16 protein-coding genes are annotated in these 20,099 nt (G+C 65.3%); 8 read left to right on the forward strand and 8 right to left on the reverse strand.

The window, feature by feature from the left end; genetic code table 11:
* Positions 1–117 precede the first annotated feature (117 nt).
* The 3 genes from PBT88_RS16325 (at position 118) to PBT88_RS16335 (ending at position 2,515) form a co-directional block, all read left to right on the forward strand.
* Entirely contained in the window at positions 118–1,299 is a 1,182-nt protein-coding gene (locus PBT88_RS16325; protein WP_270076366.1) for a hypothetical protein, read from the forward strand.
* A 102-nt stretch (positions 1,300–1,401) separates the two neighbouring features.
* Entirely contained in the window at positions 1,402–1,776 is a 375-nt protein-coding gene (locus PBT88_RS16330; RefSeq protein WP_270076367.1) for a hypothetical protein, read from the forward strand.
* A 7-nt stretch (positions 1,777–1,783) separates the two neighbouring features.
* Positions 1,784–2,515 (forward strand): tetratricopeptide repeat protein, encoded by a 732-nt coding sequence (locus PBT88_RS16335; protein WP_270076368.1) that lies wholly within the window; start codon positions 1,784–1,786, stop codon positions 2,513–2,515.
* Between the two features lie 19 nt (positions 2,516–2,534).
* On the opposite strand, the gene PBT88_RS16340 is transcribed toward PBT88_RS16335, so the two are convergent.
* Both PBT88_RS16340 and PBT88_RS16345 read right to left on the reverse strand, forming a co-directional pair.
* Complete coding sequence (locus PBT88_RS16340) at positions 2,535–8,903, reverse strand: ATP-binding protein (RefSeq protein ID WP_270076369.1); 6,369 nt, start codon at positions 8,901–8,903, stop codon at positions 2,535–2,537.
* 289 nt (positions 8,904–9,192) lie between these two features.
* On the reverse strand, positions 9,193–10,107 hold the full coding sequence (locus PBT88_RS16345; protein ID WP_270076370.1) for a hypothetical protein: 915 nt from the start codon (positions 10,105–10,107) through the stop codon (positions 9,193–9,195).
* A gap of 193 nt (positions 10,108–10,300) precedes the next feature.
* Here PBT88_RS16345 and PBT88_RS16350 point away from each other — a divergent pair, with 193 nt between their 5' ends.
* The 3 genes from PBT88_RS16350 (at position 10,301) to PBT88_RS16360 (ending at position 12,532) form a co-directional block, all read left to right on the forward strand.
* Complete coding sequence (locus tag PBT88_RS16350) at positions 10,301–10,576, forward strand: HU family DNA-binding protein (RefSeq protein WP_270076371.1); 276 nt, start codon at positions 10,301–10,303, stop codon at positions 10,574–10,576.
* Positions 10,577–10,692: 116 nt separating this feature from the next.
* Complete coding sequence (locus PBT88_RS16355) at positions 10,693–11,463, forward strand: SDR family NAD(P)-dependent oxidoreductase (protein ID WP_270076372.1); 771 nt, start codon at positions 10,693–10,695, stop codon at positions 11,461–11,463.
* A 73-nt stretch (positions 11,464–11,536) separates the two neighbouring features.
* Positions 11,537–12,532 carry a hypothetical protein gene (locus tag PBT88_RS16360; RefSeq protein ID WP_270076373.1) on the forward strand — a complete coding sequence of 332 codons (996 nt, stop codon included), beginning with the start codon at positions 11,537–11,539 and terminating at the stop codon, positions 12,530–12,532.
* 21 nt (positions 12,533–12,553) lie between these two features.
* Here the strand turns inward: PBT88_RS16360 and PBT88_RS16365 are convergent, their stop codons facing one another.
* The 4 genes from PBT88_RS16365 to PBT88_RS16380 all read right to left on the reverse strand — a co-directional run bounded on the left by PBT88_RS16365 (position 12,554) and on the right by PBT88_RS16380 (position 14,370).
* Positions 12,554–12,718, reverse strand: a complete 165-nt coding sequence (locus tag PBT88_RS16365) for a hypothetical protein (protein ID WP_270076374.1) — start codon at positions 12,716–12,718, stop codon at positions 12,554–12,556.
* Positions 12,719–12,805: 87 nt separating this feature from the next.
* Positions 12,806–13,105 (reverse strand): DUF1330 domain-containing protein, encoded by a 300-nt coding sequence (locus PBT88_RS16370; RefSeq protein WP_270076375.1) that lies wholly within the window; start codon positions 13,103–13,105, stop codon positions 12,806–12,808.
* 113 nt (positions 13,106–13,218) lie between these two features.
* Entirely contained in the window at positions 13,219–13,584 is a 366-nt protein-coding gene (locus PBT88_RS16375) for a nuclear transport factor 2 family protein (RefSeq protein WP_270076376.1), read from the reverse strand.
* A gap of 33 nt (positions 13,585–13,617) precedes the next feature.
* On the reverse strand, positions 13,618–14,370 hold the full coding sequence (locus PBT88_RS16380) for an SDR family NAD(P)-dependent oxidoreductase (RefSeq protein WP_270076377.1): 753 nt from the start codon (positions 14,368–14,370) through the stop codon (positions 13,618–13,620).
* A 114-nt stretch (positions 14,371–14,484) separates the two neighbouring features.
* Here PBT88_RS16380 and PBT88_RS16385 point away from each other — a divergent pair, with 114 nt between their 5' ends.
* A complete protein-coding gene (locus PBT88_RS16385) occupies positions 14,485–15,417 on the forward strand; it encodes a LysR family transcriptional regulator (RefSeq protein ID WP_270076378.1) in 933 nt (310 codons plus the stop codon).
* A 65-nt stretch (positions 15,418–15,482) separates the two neighbouring features.
* A complete protein-coding gene (locus tag PBT88_RS16390) occupies positions 15,483–16,709 on the forward strand; it encodes an MBL fold metallo-hydrolase (RefSeq protein ID WP_270076379.1) in 1,227 nt (408 codons plus the stop codon).
* A gap of 11 nt (positions 16,710–16,720) precedes the next feature.
* On the opposite strand, the gene PBT88_RS16395 is transcribed toward PBT88_RS16390, so the two are convergent.
* Together PBT88_RS16395 and PBT88_RS16400 are read right to left on the reverse strand one after the other, a co-directional pair.
* Positions 16,721–19,126 (reverse strand): TonB-dependent receptor, encoded by a 2,406-nt coding sequence (locus PBT88_RS16395; RefSeq protein WP_270076380.1) that lies wholly within the window; start codon positions 19,124–19,126, stop codon positions 16,721–16,723.
* The gene (locus PBT88_RS16400) at positions 19,090–20,067 is read right to left on the reverse strand and encodes a FecR family protein (protein WP_270076381.1); all 978 of its coding nucleotides are present in this window, start codon (positions 20,065–20,067) and stop codon (positions 19,090–19,092) included. The genes PBT88_RS16395 and PBT88_RS16400 overlap by 37 nt, the downstream gene beginning before the upstream one ends.
* Positions 20,068–20,099: the final 32 nt, after the last annotated feature.

A 20,099-nucleotide genomic window follows, 5' to 3' on the forward strand; every position in this document is an offset into this window, starting at 1 on the left:
CCGTGAACACAGCCCGGCAGCGCAGGCGACGCGGTTCGGGTGAATCCGGCAGAGATTGGCGTGGCGGCCGGCGCGGACATCCGCGATACTCCCGGCAGTGCTGTGGCGGGGGTGAGAATGACTGACGATTCAGGGGAAATGTCCGCGCGGGAAGCCGCCGAGGATTATCGTCGTCAGCGGCAACGTAGCGACCACGGGCAAGACGAATTTGGTGCTGAGGTCCGCGCCGCATTCGAGACGTGGCGCGCGACCGGGCGTGGCCAGATAGCCGAGATGGCCCGAGCATATGCACCGTCGGACCAGGATGCCGATGCCTTGGCGGACGCCGTATTGGCCGATGCGACGACGGAAGGCCTGTCCGAGATCGACGAACCATTCGGCCACCGGATCATCAGCGGCCTTGTCGAGCGCGTGCGCGCGATCTGTGCGGACGGCGGCATCCCTGTTCGGGAGGGCGTGGTCGTCGGCGTTTCGCCCACCACGGGCCTCCATGCATATCAGAACGAGGTCATGCTGACGGATGTCAGCATCATCGACTTCGCGCTGCCGTTCGTGATGTTCTGCAACCAGTTCGCGATATTGCTGGCGCGAACGCTGCCGCACGTGGTGACAGATGACCAGGTGGTCGTGAGTTTCGACCCCGAGCAGTTGAGCCAGTCGCTCGAGGACAATCCCGAGCGCTTTCAGGAGTGGGGCCTGTTCTTGGCGAAATACGCCATAGAGGGATGGCCGCTTGATCTTCCGCGCATCGACATCGACGCGGAGCGGCTCCGCACGCGGCTCCAGATTCTCTTCGCGATGGAGTTCTTCGCGGTGGCACACGAATATGGCCACCACGTCCTCATGCACGGCGTGACCACCTCGTCTGACGATCACGGCGACCCGCTCGCCATGGAGCATGACGCCGACGGGTTCGCGAGGATGGTATCGATGGTGGCGGGCACGAATGCGGATCCGGCCAATCCCTTCGCTGCGTCAGGCAGCGGCGCCGTCCTGATGCTGGGCGCCCTCGATCTGGTTCGCAGAACCACGCATGTGCTGACCACCGGCAACACGCAGTTCCCGGCCCGTGAAACCCACCCGCCAACGGCTGAACGGATCAAACATGTGGGGACGTTCGACAGGTTCGTGCCGGATGACGTCCGTCCGCAATTCGCAGGCATGCGGCGAGATCTCGAGGCTGTCGTCGAAGCTGTCTGGGCAGCGTTGGAATCCATGTTTCTCGGCATGCATCACGAAGGCGGCGTGAAGCTCCCCGCCGCCCAAAAAGGCCCGCTGGATTGGATGTCGCTCTGCTAGATCGGCGAAGTGGCGGATAATCCACACACCCAGCGCCGCGCAGATCGATCATCGGCGGCGTCCATTCCGCGCCAAAATGTTACACCTGCCTGGAGATAGCCGATGGCGAAAGCCGCCCCCCTGCCCGACCTGACCGTGAACGAGCAGGAGCTGATGGGTACCTATTCCGAGTTCATGCCGATCGTGATGGACATGCTCCAGAGCTTCCACCCTGAGACGCCCATCACCGGCGACGATCTCTACAGCTTCTTCGGCCTGTGCGTCGGCGCGCTCATCGACAATGACAGCCACATCAAGACCCCGCGCGACATCCGGCTGGGCGCCGAGACCTCGGCGGTTCATGCGATCGGCTGGGCGAAGCGGTTCCGGGAAATGCGCGGCGACGACGGTCCGTCTTTCCTCGCCTACGTCATGGAGGAAGCGGGAAAGGCCCCCCTTCCGCACGTCCATGGCCCCGACTGCAAGCACGAGCACTGAGCCCGCGATGACTGACTGGAAAGCCGCGATCGACGATGCCTGGGAAGCTCTCGAGCTCGAAGATGCCGAGGTAGCGGCAGCACTGGTCCGCACGGTCTTGGCAAAGCAGCCAGACGCTATCGATGCCTATGTCGTGCTCGCGCAGACGCGAGCCGTGCCCGCCGAAGCGATCGCACTCCTCACCGAGGCGGTTCGGGTCGGCGACCGAACTGGAAAAACGCGCGACGACGGGACGTACGACCCGGACGCCTTCTACGACCGTAGCGCCCATGTTCGGGCATTGAACAACCTCGCCCGGTTGCTCTGGGCCGATGGCCGTCCGCACCAGCGCATCCAGGCGCTGCGCCACGCCCGCCGCGCGCTCCGGCTGGATTCCTACGACCGGGCGGGCACCCGCCTGCTGCTGATGGCTTGGGAGGCGTCGTCTGGAAACTGGCCCGCAGCGCGGCGCCTCGTGATGCGATGCCGCAGCGAGTTTCGAACCGACATACGCTACTGGCTCGCGCTCCATGCGTTTCGGGATCGTTCGGAGGATGCCGATGCCCTGCTTCAGCGCGCCATCGCGACCAATCCGCAGGTCGTCCCGGCGCTCCAGGGACGGTTGCGGGCGCTCCACCTGCCCGAGCATTCCTACGCGAGCGGGTCTCCCGAGGAGGCCACGCTCTATGCCGCTGAGGCACGAGACGGATGGAAAGCCACGCGCGGCGCCCTGGCTTGGCTCACAAAGACCCAAGGCTGACAGTCCCTGCTCTCCGCCGCTATTCGAGATGCGGCAGGATGGCCTTGAACCGCTTGGAGAAATCAAACTTCCCATATTGGCCAAGCTGCTCGACCGCCTCGCGGATCGCCTTCGGGATTTGTTTGATCACCGTGATCTCGCCCGTCTTGTCGATCAGATATCCGAAGGTTCGGTGGACCATGCGATCGTCGGGCTTTTTTCGATCGTCGCGGCGGTGCATCCGCGCCTGAAGGAAACCCGCCAGGACGAGGTCGGTCTTTTTCAGCAGATCTATGAGAAAGGCGCTATCCGCTCGCAGCCAGTCCCCGCCGCCGCTGCGCTCGTCAGATCGATATTCCGGGCCACCCCAGGCTTCTGCGACAAAGGCAAGGCGCGTCCCGTCGAGCCAGCGCCGGCCGGCATCATCCGCCTGAGTGAGCCCATGCTTTTCTCGCAACCATGCCCCGGGCGAGGACCGTCCCTGCGCACTCCAGGAGCCAAATGGATCGTATCGATCGAGTGACCTGTCCGAGTGGTCGCGGGTGTTGATCCAGCATTGGACCGAGGCGGCGTGACCGGGGAAGTCGTGACGGTTATCGCCAAAATCATCCGGGGTCGGCAGGCCGCGATGAAACGGCTCGACGAGCATGCCGGCCAGTAGAGCAGCCTTGGCAATCCTTACCGGCGCCAGCAGACTGCTCGCCTGCATGGTGTGGCCGTCAGAGCTTTCCCAATGCCCCGCGACGACGAGACCACGGTTCCCAATCTGCCCATTTGAAATCCCGACCAAAGGGCTCAACAGGCGTTCGTCCTCGACATCATAGACCGCGGCGCGTTCGGCATCCGGCATGGGAATGGAGCGGCCGATGTCGAGAGGCGTGAGGTCGGTCCATTCTGCGAGCCAAGCATGGTCACTGCGCGACGGCCCGATCGATCTGAGAAAACCGCCCCAATCGTCGTCGCGATACTCGCTGCGGCTGACGGGGCGCGTTGCGAGCATTTCGCCTGCGGCGATATGGAGCGCGTGCAAGGCGAGGTATCCGCCATATCGCTCCTTTTCGGGTGGATAGCCGCCCGACCAGGTACTCGACCGGTCATCTTCATAATGCGGCCTCGGGCAGGATGACATGCTACGGATCGCGGGGTCGTGCTCACGCACGATCTCGAGGATGCGCCGGCGGATTTTCCAGGGTTCCTCGCGAAACAGTCTTGCCACCGGCGCGACCTGATACTTCTGGAAGTCATAGTCGAAGTGAGAATAGTCGTCGGGATCGCGCTCGCCTTCCGGCGGCATGTCATGCGAGTCGAAGTAGAAGCGCTTTCCCTTGAAGGGCGGGAATGGCGAGCGATTTGCTTTGTGGATCGCCCGCTCTTCGCGGGCACGTTCCGCCTTCGAGACCGCCTGAAGCGTGTGGCGCAGCGCGTTGAGGGCCGCCTCGCGGATTGCGGGGTGCGGAAAGTCGGCGCTGAGCGCCACTCCCTTCAGAAACGCTCGGTGCTTCGCCACCTGATCTGGGTAATCGCGTGCGATCCGTCCCAGACCGAGCAACAGCCACAGCTTGGAATTCAGGACGAAGAGAGGAAGCCCAGGTTCGGAACAGGCGCCGCCATCACCGTCAAATCTGGCCACGACGGCATCGATCACATCGAACCGGTCGAACCGCGCCAGCTCATACAATGCGTGCGTCGCTCGCCACCGCATGGCTGCATGGGGATGCCCAAGCCGCATCCAGAGCAGGGCGGCAACGCTCTCCGCCTCGCCCGACGACCCGTTGTAGGCGTCGCGCCAGGGGCCATCGCCGATCTCGTCTGGGATCGTGTCAGCGACACGGTTGAGAACATGTTCAAGGCCCGCGCCAAGGGCCTCCTGGCTGACCGCCGGGGCTACCTCCGCGGACAGCGAAAGCCAGTCCTCGCCCGAGAAATCGACTGCATCCGGCCCTAGCCGCTTGACGACCAGCGCTGCGATTTCACCGCGATCGAGACCGAACAGCGCAGTGATCCGGCGCCAGGATCGGACCACTTCCCAGCCCGTGCCGGCAAGCTCGTTGGCGTGATGCGAGATGAGATCACGTCCGACCGCCGGCGACAGCTCCGCGATCGCCGGCGACTGCCCCGACCAGTCGGAAAGAACCGGCTCAAGCGCTACGAGCTTATCGGCAAGATCCGCCCCCGCGACAGACGCGACGACCTTCAGCAAGGCCACCCGATCTCTTGGACGATCGGCACGGGAGACCAGGGCCTCTAGGACACGCCGGGGCCAGTGATATCCCTTGCCATCCGCATCGAGGATTGCCGCATTGATCGCATCAAGATCGTGGAGCGCGACTTCTGGTGGCTCCGCGTCCTCCGGCCGACGGCTACGCACGGGCGGTGCATCATCAGCCCCCGGCTCTGCTCGCAGCCCCTCAAGGCGGACACGCATGGCGCTGTCGGCTGGAAGATACTGGCAGGCCAGACGACGCAAGCCGGCCACGACGCGGGAATCCGCCAGAAGGGCGCTCTCGCAGTCGATTTCGCGCAGCAGGATTTCGAACAGGCGCTCGTGATGGCGAGGCGCCAGACCGGGAAGGATCGCTGCTGCCAGCTTGTCGAGCCGCGCGCCCTTGGTCTTCTTGTTGGGGGCAAGGCAGATGAGCGCTGCGGCAATATCCGCAGAGAGCTTCCCGGAGCTGGTGAGCGAGCGGATGATTGGCGCGAGTGTGAACGAGAGGGCTGCCGTATCACGATCATCGAGACGGGACGCGGTAGCGAACATGCCGAGGCCGAGGACGCCGTGCAGCGCCTCCGACCATTCGAACCAGGGGTAACGATCTGCATCGGAGAACTGCAATTCGAAGATGCGCGGAAGCGTGTGTGAAGCTTTCCGGGAGAGCGGCGGACCATGAAAATGCGGCGCCAGTTGAAGCAGCGAATTTGCCCGCTCGAAATCGTCGGCACCGAGGGCTTCGGCAAGATCGAGGCCACGCCTGAAATATACCGCCGCGTCCTCCGGAGACGTCCGCCAGACCGCGCGTGCGAGGCGCCCATATTCGTTGAGACGCGCCGAGGTCTCCGTCAGCTTCAAGATGACGCCCTCCGTCCGGCCGGCCAGCGTCATGACGGCGCGGTGGAGATCGGGATTTCGCGACAGACGCTCGATCGACCAGATCAGCGGATCGATCGGCATATCGCGCGCATCGCCGAGCAATGTCGCAAGGCGCAGGGCCGACGTCGCGTCGAATGCCTCGACAACGGTCCCGGTGAGCAACAGCGAAAGACCAGCGAGCCGTGCAATGAACATTGCTCCGTCCCGAAAGGGATATTGGCCGGCCGTGGCGACATCTTTTTCGAGGACATCCAGCCATTCGCCGATAACCGCCCCGCGCTCAGCGGGTGGTGCCGCAATCAACGCACGCACGCGGTCGGCATAGGCCAGTGCAGGTCTGACCCTGTGTTTCAGCAGGCGCTTCTCGCGCTCGTAACGGTCTCGTTGGTTCGAGCTGTAGCTGAGCGTCTTAGTCGATTTCGCCCGCCCGGCTGGTGCGCGGCGCGTCCTACCCTCGAGACGCTGAATAAGCTCGCGCTCGAAGACGGCAGGCCCCTTTGCGCGCAAACTCTTCGGCACCAGCTGGAACAGCTCGGAGGGGGCAATGTCGATGAGGGCGGTCTGACGGCGTCTCAGAGCTGCCTCAAGGCCTGCAGCCACGACTGCATGGACCGGTGCCATCTCGTTGGCGCGATACTCCTCGAATGCAAAGACCGTATTGGTCCGCGCCTCAAGAGACGCGGCGATCGCGAGAGCTTCGGCTCGGCAACCAAGGTCGAAGGCGCGCAGACCAGCGACCAACAAAGCCTCCAGCGGCAAAATATAATGCCCAGTGCTCGGCGCTGATGCCAGGCGGCGGACAAGAGAGCGGTCACGGGTCCGATCGCCGTCAGACTGCATGAGCGCGGCAGCAAAGGCACCGCGGATCGCGACCGGACAGCGCGACAGTTTGCGTCGGGCGAGCGCCATATCTGGGCCGTCCCGCCCGCCGGCAGCATGTCGATCGCCTAGCTCCAGCGCTTGGCGGACTACGTCATAGGCAAAAGCATCGCCGTTGGCCGCGAGCCAGGAGAAGATTCGGCGGTCGTCGCCGATCAGCAATTCGACATAGCTGAACCCGGACCGATCCAGGTCCAATCCCCGACCGTCGATGTCTTCCTCGCGATGGGTCGCGCGATGACGATGCCAGTCGATCGCGCGTGTCGCGTGACGGTCTGCCTCGTCGAACTCCCCGGCAAAGGCATAGGCAACGGCAAGGGCGGAATGTCGTCCGCCTGGCCAGCCGCTTCTGGTCGCGAAGAGCCGGCGTTGGGCCTCCTGATCACCCGATATCGCGACAAGATCGGGATGTTCGTACAGGAACCGATCGGCGCGTTCGTGACCCGATGCCACGAGGGAGGCTTCCAGAGAAAGCTTGAAGAGATCGTCGGTTCGGCCAGCCCCGGCGCCAGCCTGCAGCGCGGCTGTGATCCGGGCGAGACGAATCTCCTGCTTCCCGATCTCGCTGGATCCGGCCGGAAGGTCAGGATCGAAGGCGAGCGCTACGAGTTCGTCCACCTGCCCTGTCGAAGTCAGCACCTGCGGTAGGGCACGCGCGGCGTAATCCGAGAGTGATTGTCGAGCAGACAGCCGCGAGATCACGAGCCCGCGCGCGATCGGATCCTCGTCGGACATCTTGCGGATCAGCGTCTCTGTCGGCTCGTCGCGAAACATCAGTCCGTAGCGCGTTCGCTCCAGCAATGGCGCGAGGTCCGTCGCGAAGCTCTCGACATCGCCGACGGTCAGACCCTGCGCCGCTGCCAGTTCTTCCAAAGGGACAGGTGGCGGGAGCATCGCAAGGCCGGCGAGAAGAGCCGCTACCTCGGCCTGCGTCGCACCGCGCCGAACCGCCTCGCGCCGCGCGTCCGCGATACGCTCGCGCAGGATCGATTCGAGAATGTCTCCTGGGTCCCCGACCTTCGGCGCTTGCAAATCATAAGGCCGCCCGGCTGCCAGAAAGGCCGCGAGGCAACGGGGATTACGACCGGATCGTGTCGTCAGCGCCGCGATATCGGCAGATGTGGCCGAGGGATCGTGGGCCAGGATCAGCGCCCGCGTTTCCGCCGGGGTAAAGAGCGGGACGGGAAAGTCCTCCGTCTCGATATCCTTGCGCGTAAGCTCGAGGCGGCTGGTCCGACATGACGCTATCGCGCGGACACCGTCGATCGGAACGACGCTGAGACTTTTGAGGAGCAGATAGGCAAACGAGTTTGCGCCGGTATCGCGCGCTGCGATCGCTGCATGGTCGATAGCGTCGAGGACGAGGGCCACGCCTGCGTTGGGGTCGGTCTGACGTACTGCGGTAACCGCATCCTGGAGGCGAAGCCGGAACCCGCGAAGGAGCGCCTCCTCCTGAGACGATGGAAGCAGGAGGTCGCACAGGCCGCGCGCGGCAAGCATGTTCGCAAGGTGGACGATCGTGCGGCTTGCCAAGTGGCGTGGATGTGCCGGCTCACGCCATCTGCCGGCGCCGAAGCCGTCGAAGAGCACGACGGCATGCGTGTCGCTCAGCCGCTCAGCCAGCGCCTGCATCAGCACCGTCTTGCCGAAGCCGCCCTCGGCATGAAGAATGAGGGGCAGCGTCGAGGCTGTTGCCTTGCCGACGAGTTCGGCCAACACCGGGCGATCAATGATCGCCCCGACCTCGGGAAACGCATCGGCTGTGGGATAGAGATCGTCTTCGTGATCGATATCGAGTTCACCGAGGACGGTGACGCGCTCGATCATATTATCGTGCTGGCCGGCGGACCCCGCCTTTTCGCGCACGAGATGTTCGAGACCGCGCAATCGAATGCGGGTCTGCGGGTCGCCTGGCGCGCTCCAATTGGCGATCTCCCGGCGCAATCCCCGACGTGCTTCCTTGAGACTGCCCAGTCGACCGAGGGCAACGAAGCGCTGGAAAAAGCCGCAGGCATCGACGCCCGCCTCCGCGAGGGTTTCCTGCAGTTGCGTGGCCTGCGAGCCGGCGTCTCCGGTGACGACCCCGCCGGACGCCAACGCAGCAAGGGCAACGGTCAGGTTCGCGTGAATGGGCCGATTGGTCGCGAACTCATAATGCGCACGCCTGGCGACCTCTTCGCCGAAGCCCTCGATTCGCTCGGCCTCGCCCTTTGCGAATTTGGCGATGGTTGCCCGCAGATCGCTGGCGCGCACTGCCGTGTCGGCGCTGGCGATCGAATATTTGAACTGGACGATTTCGATCCGGTCGGCTTCCGCGACCGTGGATCCGCCATAATAGCGCACCAGGTCCGCGACCTCTGTTGCGGTCTGACTGTGCGCGTCTTCATCCTCGCGACTGAAGCCTTCTATCGCAATGGCAACGAGATTGGTGTCGGGTGGCAATAGCGCGAGGGCACTTCGCGCAGCCCATGCTTCATGGAATTGATGGCCATCTCGGGACGCCCGAACGGTGTCGATCCGAGGAGCGCCGCGCGCGCCGGAGCCCGTCCGTTCCGTCCGATCCTGCAAACCTTACCTCACTGCCCCGTTCTGACGCCCGACGATATCAATCCGGACTCGGCCGTTCAATCTTTGTTCTCAGCCGAAGCCCTGCTTCTTCTTTTGAGTCTCGAAGCCGCTCCCCCGCGTGACCCAATCTCTAGGCGATACGCCGCTCACGAGGCACATCCGTTCATGCCGCGCCTGCAGCGGCCTGCTCCGCCGATCGGGCGGCGAAATGGGCTTCCATGTCGATCAGCGGCCTGCCGACCACGACGAGATGTGGCGGGGAACCGAGTTCGGCCCAGAACTGCATGAAGACAACGATCAGACCACCGGCATCGCCCAGCTCGGGCGGTGTCTGCCCCAGAGTGATCTTGAAGCTATGACCCGACGGGCCTTCGAGGCTGGCGACCCCCGGCATGTCGCCGACGAAGCGGCCGACCTCGTCGGACCGGTTGAGAATAATGTCCGTCAGGAACGGCTCGAAGGCATCGACCCCCAGTTCGGCGGCAGCATATGCGTGGGCGGTCTTGGCCAATGAGCGGACATAGTCGAGGCGGTTTACAGGTGGCAGAACAATGGCCGCGCCCGCGACATCTTCCTCTTTGGCAACCTTGTGCAAAATGGGGTCCGCGCGCGAGGACTCGATGAACCGCCAGGAGACCCCCTCGGCGTTGGCCGGATCGCTCTTCTCGCCAAGGATCGCAGGCGGCGGCGATTGCCACAGGTTGAGGATAAGCGGACCATCGACGATCGGAATCTCGCGCGAGCCCAGGTCGCGCCCGACTGTGCCGTCGGGTCTGATCTCGACCAACGGAAGCCGGATAACTTTCGGCCGATCCTTCTTCTTGCGGGTCGGGGCCTCCACCATCGCGCGGAACACGCCAAGCTGGTGCCGGAGGACGCGCTGCTCATAGGGCTGGATGGTCTTCTGGCAATCGTCGCAACTGGCGCCTTCGAGGATCGTCGCGTTCTTTCCGATCGCAAACGGGATGACGTGTTCCTCGGTCAGCGGCACATCGGCCGCACCGCAATAGATGCACTTTCCCGGAGACGGCAGACGGCGCGCCGGGCTCTCATCGACATCATATTCGAGCAGGATCATCAGCTACCTTGATCTGGCGGGCGGAGCATATCGACAAGTGGCGCGCCTTACAGAAGCATGCACCACGCGACGCTTTCCGTGTCGACCCAACACGCGTCGAAGGTAAAATGCGCTCGGAAGTACATCTAACGATGTTTGCCCCGTGCCCATGCACGGTTAAGGAGCGCGGTTCATTCCAACAAGAGGTATCAGAATGAACAACGCCGATATTGCCGAGACGCTGGCGACCGATCACGGCCTGACCAAGGCCGATGCGAAGAAGGTCGTCGACGCCGTGTTCGCGGCAATCGCCGACGCCGCCGCCAAGGGCGAAGAGGTTTCCCTGAACGGCTTCGGCAAGTTCAAGGTCAAGGACCAGCCCGAGCGCGCCGGCCGCAATCCCGCCACGGGCGAGGCGATCACGATCGCGGCCTCCAAGAAACTTGGCTTCACTCCCGCCAAGGCGGTCAAGGACCGCATCAACGCCTGACACGAAAAGCCGCCGGTGATTGCCGCAAGGGGATCGCCGGTGGTGCCAATCCCGACGTTCGCCGGTTCCCTGGCGGCCCTCGCCTCCCCATATCACGGGCAGACAGGAGTGCGGCCATGGCAAGGATTTTCATCACCGGCAGTTCGACCGGCCTCGGGCTCGCCGCCGCGCTGTCCTTGTTGACGGATGGCCATGAGGTGATCCTGCACGCCCGCAATCCCGAGCGCGCAAGCGCTCTGCGACGCGAAGGTACCACCGCCACCGCGATCGTGACGGGCGACCTGAGCCTCCTCGCCGATGCCCGGTCCATTGCCGAGCAGGTCAACGCGCTCGGCCGGGTCGACGCCGTCATCCACAACGCCGGCCTCTATGGCGAGACTGGCAAGGGGCGTACCACCGAGGGCCATAGCGTGATGACGGCGGTCAACATCCTCGCGCCCTATGTCCTGACGGCGCTGATCGAGCGCCCAAAGCGGCTGGTCTATATGAGCAGCGGCCTCCACCGCGGCGGCAGCCCCGCGCTCGACGACATCGACTGGACGAAGCGCCGCTGGCAGCCGGGACAAGCCTATGGCGACACCAAGCTCCAGATCGTGGCGCTGGCGTTCGCGGTGGCACGGGCGTGGCCCGACACCTTCAGCAACGCGGTCGATCCAGGCTGGGTGCGCACCCGCATGGGCGGTTCCTCGGCGCCGGTCGACATAGCCACGGGCCAGGCAACGCAGAGCTGGCTCGCTTCCAGCGAAGACGCTGCGGCGCGCACCAGCGGAGGTTATTGGCACGCCATGCGCCGCGAGGCGCCGGCTGCGCCTGCCTCCGACACGGTCTATCAGGACCGCCTCCTCGCGGAACTGGCTCGGCTGACCGGTGTCTATCTCGGCGACTGAACACGCGAGCTGCGTTACTGCGTCCCCCACCGTACGTGATTGGCAATGGCGCGCCAGTCATTAGATTGAGGCCATGCAGTTCAAGGCGCGCAATCTACGACCGATCGCCGAGATGGTGGTGGGGAATAACGACCACAAATGGTTCCACTATCGGAGCAGCTTCTTCATCACGCGTTTCTTTGAGGAATGCGAGCTGGAGTTCGCGCACGACGGCTCTTCGCGCGTGCCGTGGACCGAGGGGGTGCTGGCCGAACTTTTGAACGATCCGCAGCCAGCCGCCAACCAATTGCCGGAGCGGTTCGCGACCGTGCTGCGCACCCTCATGGACAAGCGCGAGGCTCAGGACGGCGATAACGACCGGGCACTGGCGCTCGCGGCGCTCAACGTGCCGCTGGGGCGCGAAGGCTATGAGGGCTATTATGGCGAGGACGGGCTGTTCTACGTCCGCCACGTCGAGACCCGGACGGTATCGTCGCCGGTCAATCTCTATCGCCCGCTCACCCCGGCTGAGGCCGAGAAGCGCGATCTTCTGATCGCCTATCTCGACCACTGTTCGGAGGACGAGCTGATCGAGGAGGTGCTGCTGCCGATGTTCCGGCACCTGGGCTATCAGCGCATCACAAGCGTCGGCCACAAGGACAAAGCGCTCGAATACGGCAAGGACGTCTGGATGCGGTACAAGCTGCCGACCGAGCACGTCATCTATTTCGGGATCCAAGCCAAGAAGGGGAAGCTCGATTCAGCCGGCGCAAGCAAGGGCACGAACGCCAATGTGTCGGAGATCTATCAGCAGGTGCTGATGATGCTTGGACATGAGGTGTTCGACAGCGACACCAACAAGAAGGCGCTGGTCGATCACGCCTTCATCCTCGCCGGCGGGGAGATCACCAAGGCCGCACGCAACTGGCTTGGCGGCAAGCTCGATGCATCGCAGCGCAGCCAGATCATGTTCATGGACCGCGATCACATCCTGAACCTCTACACCGCGCACCGGTTCGAGCTGCCGGCCAAGGCGCAGCCGCCAAAGGTGTCGGCGTGGAACGAGATTGACGAAGACGTGCCCTTCTAGACCAGCCGCTTGCGACGGGCGTCAATGCACAGCGGTCAGAAGGTCGGCGACGCTTTCGGCGAATCCCTGGGCGAGTACCGCTTCCTCACGCGAGAGCGTGATCTCGCGGGCCATGCTCTGGTCCAGTAGGTCCTTCAGTCGGGCTGCCAGCGCGCGGGCGGCATCCCGGATCATCGCCTCGTCCATGTCGCGATCCGATCATCTGGTGATGGTCGCAGATTAGCCGATTCGCGCATGCGAACCCAGAGGCGATGATCCGATACTGCGTTCGCGTCAGCCCGCGCTGTCGACCCCGTCGATGATATAGAAGCGGTAATGCCCACCGCGCAGCCGATGCTGGCGCGCATCCTGATAGCCAGGGCTCTCATACCAGTCGCGCGCCGCGGCTGCGTCTGGGAACTGGAGGATCACCGCACCCTTGGCGGGGGCGCCTTCGAGGGTTTCGATCGGGCCATAATAGGCCAGCGGCGTCGCGGTGCGGCCTTCGAGGCTCGCGCCGGCTTTCTCGCTATAGGTCTGGAGCTCGGCGGGGTCGGTCACCTGATCCTGGATTGCGACGAGATAGGCAGTCATGCGGGAGTTCTCCTCGATGGCAGGCATGGTCTGCCACATATCGGAACGGAGGCGCCGCGATGCGAGGGCGATGCGGCGCCTTGATGGCACGAACTGCGGCGCGTGGCGCTGCGTCAGGCGGGAACGGCGTCGAAGAACAGATAGACCGCCGCGATCCGTCCATCGCGCGCCACAACGATGTCGGTGCCGGCATATTCCGGTGCCCCACCCGGCGGACCCGAGACCCACTGGACACGCCCGGCATCCTCGCCGAGCACTTCGGGCTCGCGCAGCACGGTATAGACATAGTCCGGATGGGTGGCGCGGATCGCGCCAGCGATTCGGTCGATGGCGTCCCACCCGCGCTGGACGCCGTTTGGCTCGTGAAAGGCCGCGTCTTCGTGAAAGATATCCTCGACGGCGGCGCGCCGGCGAGAGGGGGCCCCCTCGCCGAACACGTCGTGGAGGTTGCGCAGCAGCAGATTGGCGATGCTGGTCATGGCAAAAGTCTCCAGTTCAGAAATGGACGGCGATCAGATCTGCGCCTGGCCGCCATCGACGAACAGTTCGATGCCGTTGACATAGGAGGCATCGTCCGAGGCGAGAAACATCACTGCCTTGGCGATCTCCTCGGGCTGGCCGATCCTGCCCGCCGGGATCAGGCCCACCAGATAGTCCTTGGTGCTTGCGGCCTGATCGCCGCCGCCGAACAGCTCGTTGAGGCCGGCGGTCTCGGTGAGCCCGGGGCTCACTGCATTGACGCGGATATGACGGTCCTTGAGGTCGAGGATCCAGCTGCGCGCGAAGTTGCGCACGGCAGCCTTGGTCGCCGAGTAGACGCTGAACGCGCCAGTGCCCTTGATGCTGGTAGTCGAGGCGGTCAGGATGATCGAGGCCCCGTCGCGCAGGAGCGGCAGCGCCTTCTGTACGGTGAAGACCACGCCCTTCACATTGCTGTCGAACGTCTGCTGGAAATGCTCCTCGGTGATCGCACCGAGAGGCGCCAGTTCGCCGCCGCCGGCATTGGCAAACAGCACGTCGATCTGGGCGTGGCGCTGCTGGACCGCGTCGTAGAGCCGATCGATATCGGCGAGCACCGCCATATCGCCACGCACGCCGGTCACGTTGCCACCGATCGCCTTCACCGCCGCATCGAGCGCGTCCTGTCGGCGGCCGGTAATGAACACGGAGGCGCCGGCCTCCACGAAAGCCTTGGCGGTCGCGAGGCCGATGCCGCTCGTGCCGCCGGTCACCACCACAACCTTGTTGTCGAAACGCTGGGTCATTGTCTGTCTCCTTGTTCGGCCGGCGGATCGCCCGCCGTCGAAAAAAGAGATGCCCGTAGAACGTTCGTGCCAGTAGCCGGCAAATGTGGCACTCAGCGTTCCGCAGGAGGAACGATGGCGCGCACCGATCTCAATGACTACGTCTATTTCGCGGAAGTCGTCGCGCATGGCGGCTTCGCCGCCGCCGGCCGGGCACTGCGAGAACCCAAGTCGAAACTGAGCCGCCGCATCGCCGGGCTCGAAGCGATGCTGGGCGTGCGGCTCATCGAGCGATCGAGCCGGCGGTTCCGGGTCACCGAGATCGGCCAGACCTTCTACGAGCGGTGCCGGGCGATGATTGCCGAGGCCGAACAGGCGGCCGCCCTGGTCGCAGAGGCGCAGGCCGAGCCGCACGGCAGGGTCCGGTTCGCGTGCCCGACCGGGCTTGTCGAGGTGGTCAACGCCACCCTCCCCGCCTTTCTCGCGCGCTATCCCAGGGTGCGGCTTCAACTGATCGCGATCGACCGCGCGGTCGATCTGATCGAAGAGCGGATCGATCTGGCGCTTAGGGTCCGCACCGCGCTGACGAGCGACGCTGCACTGACGATGCGCACGCTCGGGCGATCGGCGCGAATTCTTGTCGCGTCTCCGCAGATGGCGAACCGAATCGGCGGCACGATCGCGAACCTCGCGCACCATCCGACGCTCGGAACCAGCGACGATATCGGTGAGATCGAATGGTGGCTCGAGCAGGAAGACGGCACGACCCATCGCCTTCGGCATGAGCCGCGCATGACCTGCGGCGACTTCGCGGCGGTACGTCAGGCGGCGATCGCCGACCTCGGCATCGCACTGCTTCCCGATCACGTGTGTGCCGACGCGCTGAGAAGTGGTCAGCTCGTCCGTCTGCTACCCGATTGGCGGGCGCAGCCAGGCATCGTCCATCTGGTGTTCACGACGAGGCGCGGCCTGCCGCCGGCGGTCCGCGCGCTCATCGATCACCTTGCCGCGTATTTCCCGAAGGAGGTGAAGGTCGCTAGCGCCGGTTCATCCAAACCGGGGGAATGAGGATCAGCGCTACCGCAGAGCGGGCGATATGATGCTATCGGCCGGGCAAAGACGAAGGGAATGATATGGAAGTCGTGATGGTGCAGCACCCGGTCGGCCAAGGCGGGATGACCAGCGGCGAACTTCGCTACAACGGCCAGACGCTGCGCTGGGTCTATGATTGCGGGTCCAACCAAACCGGGGAGCTGACCCGTGAAGTCGTCCGTGTTGCCGCAGGCGGCGAGATCGACCTCCTGTTCCTCTCGCATCTCGACAGCGACCATGTGCGCGGTGTCGACCAGCTTCTGCTGGCGACCAAGGTCCGCCAGGTGGTGCTCCCCTATCTCGACGAGACGGCGGTACTGGTCGCTATCGCCCGTGACGCGGCGCGCGGTACGCTGACGGGCACGTTCCTCGAAGCCACGACCGATCCGGCTGCCTGGTTCGGCAGCCGCGGCGTCGAGACGGTGACCTTCGTCAATGGCGCAGATGACGACGGCGAAGGCGGCGGTGGACCTATCCTGCCAGGCGAGCCCCGCGGCGGCGGTGAGGGTCGGGTTTTCGCCAAATGGTCGCGCGATCCGGTTCCGCTCGATGCACGCACGACAGCGGATCAGGATCAAACCGCGCAGTCTGAAAACGCACGTGCAAATCTGGGTCAGGTCCAGCCGGGCGCTGCGCTGATGATGGCAATGCCGGGCGGCTCCCTGAACTGGGTGCTGATTCCTTATGTCCATGTCCCGTCGGCAAAGCGGCTGCGTGCATTCGATCAGGCGCTGGAGGCGGAGTTCGGTAAGCCGCTCGACAAGAAGGCGATCGCGCAATCAGGCAAGGATCGGACGGTCCGGGACAAGCTCCGTGACTGCTACGACGCACTGTGGGGCGACCACAATCTGATCTCCATGACGCTCTATGCGGGACCGTGGACGCCAGAAAATTTCCACGTCTCGATAGGCCGGGTTACGCCGAACCACAGCTGGTTCGAAGGAGCGGAACCGGGCGGCTGGATCCTGACCGGCGACGCGCATCTCGATCAACTGCGACGGCGTCAGCGCTTCCTGCATTTCTATCGCGACCAGCTCCCGCTGACGAACATCTACATGGTGCCGCACCATGGCTCGATCCATAATCACAGCGACGAAGTGCTCGAGGCGATGCCCAATTTGCGTCTCGGCTTCGCCGCTGCCGGCGCGAACATCTATGACCATCCTCATGATGCTGTGCGCGATGCGGTCAGCGCGCAGCCGACAGCCGGCTTCCTCCAGGTCAGCGAATCGCTCGCCACGCGCCTAGTCATGGATCTGGTCGACTGAACCGCACCGCGTCAAAAGGACGTCGCGACCCCCAATCGCAGGGTGCGCGGGCGGAGCGGCGTGCTCTGGTGCCCAGTGGCGAGCGTGAACGGCGTGCCGAGCGCGAACAGGTTGCCGCGCGCGTCGAGCAAATTGGTGGCGTCGAGCGTGACGGTGGCGCGCCGGATCGTAAGCGAGGCCGACGCTGCCAGCGTGCCGTAATCGCCTTGCGGCAGGGATAGCTCGGGGCCGATGCCGAGCATGGACGGCCCGACGATCTTGCCGCGAACGCCGAGACCAATTTCGGACTGCGCCGCGATGCGGTGGCGATATTCGACCGCCATCACGGCACCGTAACGCGCGACATTCGGAAGCGGCCCCATCAGCGGACCTTCGACTGAGGGGCCGACCGTGGTCAGCTTGCTCCAGCTCCGAAAGCCGCTCGCGGTGAGGTCGATCCCGGGAAACGGCGTTGCGCCGACATCGAAGCTCAGGCTCTGCACCCGGCCATACCCGATATTGGCGACATGCGGGATGGCGAGCCCATCGAGCGAATCAGCCTGAATGTCGCGCCACCGGCTTGCGGCCGCAGTCGCCGAGAGATGGAACTTCGCGCGGCCGAGATCGCGGGCGCGGAACCCAAGCTCGACAGTGCGTATCGTGTCGGGATCGAAGGCTTCGGCCACCCCGTTCACGGTGAGGCCTCCAGGTCGATAGCCGCCCGCATAACGCGCGAAGACCGTGATCTTGCGCGCCGCCTCCCAGGAGATGCCGACCATCGGCGTCGCGAGCCACTGGTAGCGCCGCGCCGCCTTCGGCCCTGCCGTTCCGACGACGGGCTTGGCCAGCGTTCCGCTCGCGGCACCATCAGCGGCGATATAGGAGACGCGTCCGCCACCGGTCACGATGATGCCTGAGGTGGGATGCAGTGCCAGTTCGCCGAATGCGGTCGCCTCGGTCATGCCGAGCCGAACCTCGCCGAGGCTCGCAAGCGCGTCGGGCGCCCCAAGCGCCCGGCGCTCGGTCGAGCGCGCATGGAGCACGGCGATGCCCGCGAGCCAGTCCAGCCGGTCGCCGGCCTTCCCGTTCAGCCGCGTCTCGTTGGAGACCATGCTGATGCGGTCACGCTGCTCGTAGAGCAGGATGTCGTTGTCGGGCTGGGTCGCATCGAAGGCTTGGCCGAGCCGCTGCGCCACATAGCCGGTGGTCGACCTTAGCGTTGCGCCTCCCACCCTTCCCTCGATCGCGAGATCGACGGCGCGGTAGCTGTGAAAGGACGGCTGCGCGACGGCGCTTGCCCGCACCAATGATCCCAGATCTTCATCGGCATATTGCGAGTCGCGGTTGCGGACGTCCTGCGCGATGCCGCCGAGCGTGGCCGTCCATCCACTGCCGAAGCCGACACGAAGCGCCGCGCGGCCGCCGGCGACGCGGCTGCGGTTCACGTCCTTCAGGCCCCGGCCGATGTCGTCGATATAGCCGCCATCCTGCTCGCCATAGCCCACCACACGGAGCGCCACGCGCGGTGCGAGCGGCAAGTTCAGGACCATACCGCCATCGGCGCCGGGTTGACCGTGAGCGCTTATCGATCCGCCGGCCCAGACGTCGCCATGCGTCGCGCCCGGATCGGGAGACCGTGGAACCGCGCGCAGGATTCCGCCGAGCGAGCCCGCGCCGTAGAGCGTGCCCTGTGGTCCTTCGAGAATCTCGACCCGGTCGACATCGTAGAGCCGCAGATCGGGGTCCGGCGACGCATAGGTCAGCCGCAGGTCGCCCAGATACTGGCCGACCAGCGCCGGGCTGGTGCCGTTGAAGCTGCTGTCGGCGATCCCGCGCAGGAACAGCTTGTTCCGGCCCGGCCCGAGTCGGGTCGAGAGCAGGTTCGCCTGAATCTCCGCGACTGCGAGCGTACCGCGCTCGCGCCCCGGATGGTCGAGCGCGGTCCCGTCGATGATCGTCACACTGCCGGGATAGTCCTGCAGCGGCGTGTCGAGCTTGCTGCCGGTGACGACGATATCCTGTGCCGGCTCCACCGGAACCGGCCGACGCCTGGGGGGTGAAGGCGGCACGTGCCTGGCCTCCCGCAGGATTCGCCAGCTCGCTGGCCCCGTTCGCACCAGACGCAGGTCCGTTCGCGCGAGCGCCAGGCGCAGCGCCTGGTCGACCGCGCCATCGATCCGAAGCGCCGAAATCGGCGTCCGCAGCAGCGCCGGATCGTCCGTGCCGATGCTGGCGCCGGACTGCGCCGCGATTTCGTTGATCGCTTGTGAAAGCGGGCCTGGACGCAGGTCGAGATGGACGGTCGTACGTGTCTGTGCCGACGCGCTGCTGATCGAGAATACGCTGGCGGCGATCAGCGAGCCGCAGGCGCCTTGGGCAAGACTGTAGGGATAGCGTGCGTTCAGCGGCGGCCACCCTGTCGTGAGACGAGCAGCCACCCAGCGCCGTCCTTCTGGGCTGAGACGGCGAGCACCTCTTCCAATCGCGCGATGACGGTCTCGGGCGGCCCCGCGACGTTGAGCGAGCCTGCGAACCGGCGATGTTCGAGCGCCGGTGCCAGTCGGATCGCGAGGCCCGTTCGCCGACGCACATCGGCGATGATGCGGTCGAGCGTCGCATCGTCATAGATGAGCTGGCCAGTTTGCCAGCCCGTCACCGTGCTCGGCGCCACCGCTTGCGGCGCGGAAGGGGCTTCGTTAGCCGCGACGACCGTCCGCTCGCCGGCGCGGACGGGAACCTTGGCGCCGCCGGACGCGACCTCGACCGAGCCTTCGGCGACGGCGACCGTGATGCCCTGCTCGTCGCGCAGAACGTCGAAGCGCGTGCCGATGTCGCGCACCACGGCGTCACCGACGCGAACCGCGAAAGGCCGCTCGGCATCATGCACCACATCGAAGCTCGCCTCGCCGCGCGCCAGCACAACCTCGCGCGGCGAACCCGCAGGCGCCCGGAGCGCGCTGTCGCCGTTGAGCGTGACCGTCACACCGTCGAGCACGACGACGCGGACCTCGCCCGGCCGCGTGGCGATCTCCTGCATGGCGGGCGTGTGCGTCCCCTGCCCCAACCAGACGGTGAGCCCGACGGCCGCGACCAGACTGGCCGCTATGCCGGCCGGCCACCAGCGCGGCGACGCCCGGTCTTGCCGGCGGACCAGCGGCTCGGGATTGTCGGCGACGAGGGTCAGGCGCTCGCGCGGCGCGGCACTGACTGCGGACGCGGCTTCCTCCACGGCGATCGTCGCACGATCAAAGAGCACCGGATGGTCAGGATCGGCCGCGAGCCAGGCCTTGAGCGCCGGCCAGTCCGTGAAGGTCGGATCATCGGCCAGGATCGCCCAGTCGAGCGCCTGGAGATCGGCGGATTTGCGCGAGTCGGTCATAGGCGGCACGTCCATGCGCCCCTGACGCCGCC

This window comes from Sphingomonas abietis (genome assembly GCF_027625475.1).
Lineage (GTDB): Bacteria > Pseudomonadota > Alphaproteobacteria > Sphingomonadales > Sphingomonadaceae > Solisphingomonas > Solisphingomonas abietis.

Bases quoted from the DNA above. Each gene is read 5' to 3' on its own strand.
- PBT88_RS16345 (WP_270076370.1), bottom strand. From the start codon at position 10,107: ATGATCCTGCTCGAATATGATGTCGATGAGAGCCCGGCGCGCCGTCTG.
- PBT88_RS16365 (WP_270076374.1), bottom strand. From the start codon at position 12,718: ATGGACGAGGCGATGATCCGGGATGCCGCCCGCGCGCTGGCAGCCCGA.
- PBT88_RS16390 (WP_270076379.1), top strand. From the start codon at position 15,483: ATGGAAGTCGTGATGGTGCAGCACCCGGTCGGCCAAGGCGGGATGACC.
- PBT88_RS16330 (WP_270076367.1), top strand. From the start codon at position 1,402: ATGGCGAAAGCCGCCCCCCTGCCCGACCTGACCGTGAACGAGCAGGAG.
- PBT88_RS16335 (WP_270076368.1), top strand. From the start codon at position 1,784: ATGACTGACTGGAAAGCCGCGATCGACGATGCCTGGGAAGCTCTCGAG.
- PBT88_RS16350 (WP_270076371.1), top strand. From the start codon at position 10,301: ATGAACAACGCCGATATTGCCGAGACGCTGGCGACCGATCACGGCCTG.
- PBT88_RS16385 (WP_270076378.1), top strand. From the start codon at position 14,485: ATGGCGCGCACCGATCTCAATGACTACGTCTATTTCGCGGAAGTCGTC.
- PBT88_RS16355 (WP_270076372.1), top strand. From the start codon at position 10,693: ATGGCAAGGATTTTCATCACCGGCAGTTCGACCGGCCTCGGGCTCGCC.
- PBT88_RS16400 (WP_270076381.1), bottom strand. From the start codon at position 20,067: ATGACCGACTCGCGCAAATCCGCCGATCTCCAGGCGCTCGACTGGGCG.
- PBT88_RS16375 (WP_270076376.1), bottom strand. From the start codon at position 13,584: ATGACCAGCATCGCCAATCTGCTGCTGCGCAACCTCCACGACGTGTTC.
- PBT88_RS16380 (WP_270076377.1), bottom strand. From the start codon at position 14,370: ATGACCCAGCGTTTCGACAACAAGGTTGTGGTGGTGACCGGCGGCACG.
- PBT88_RS16370 (WP_270076375.1), bottom strand. From the start codon at position 13,105: ATGACTGCCTATCTCGTCGCAATCCAGGATCAGGTGACCGACCCCGCC.
- PBT88_RS16360 (WP_270076373.1), top strand. From the start codon at position 11,537: ATGCAGTTCAAGGCGCGCAATCTACGACCGATCGCCGAGATGGTGGTG.
- PBT88_RS16325 (WP_270076366.1), top strand. From the start codon at position 118: ATGACTGACGATTCAGGGGAAATGTCCGCGCGGGAAGCCGCCGAGGAT.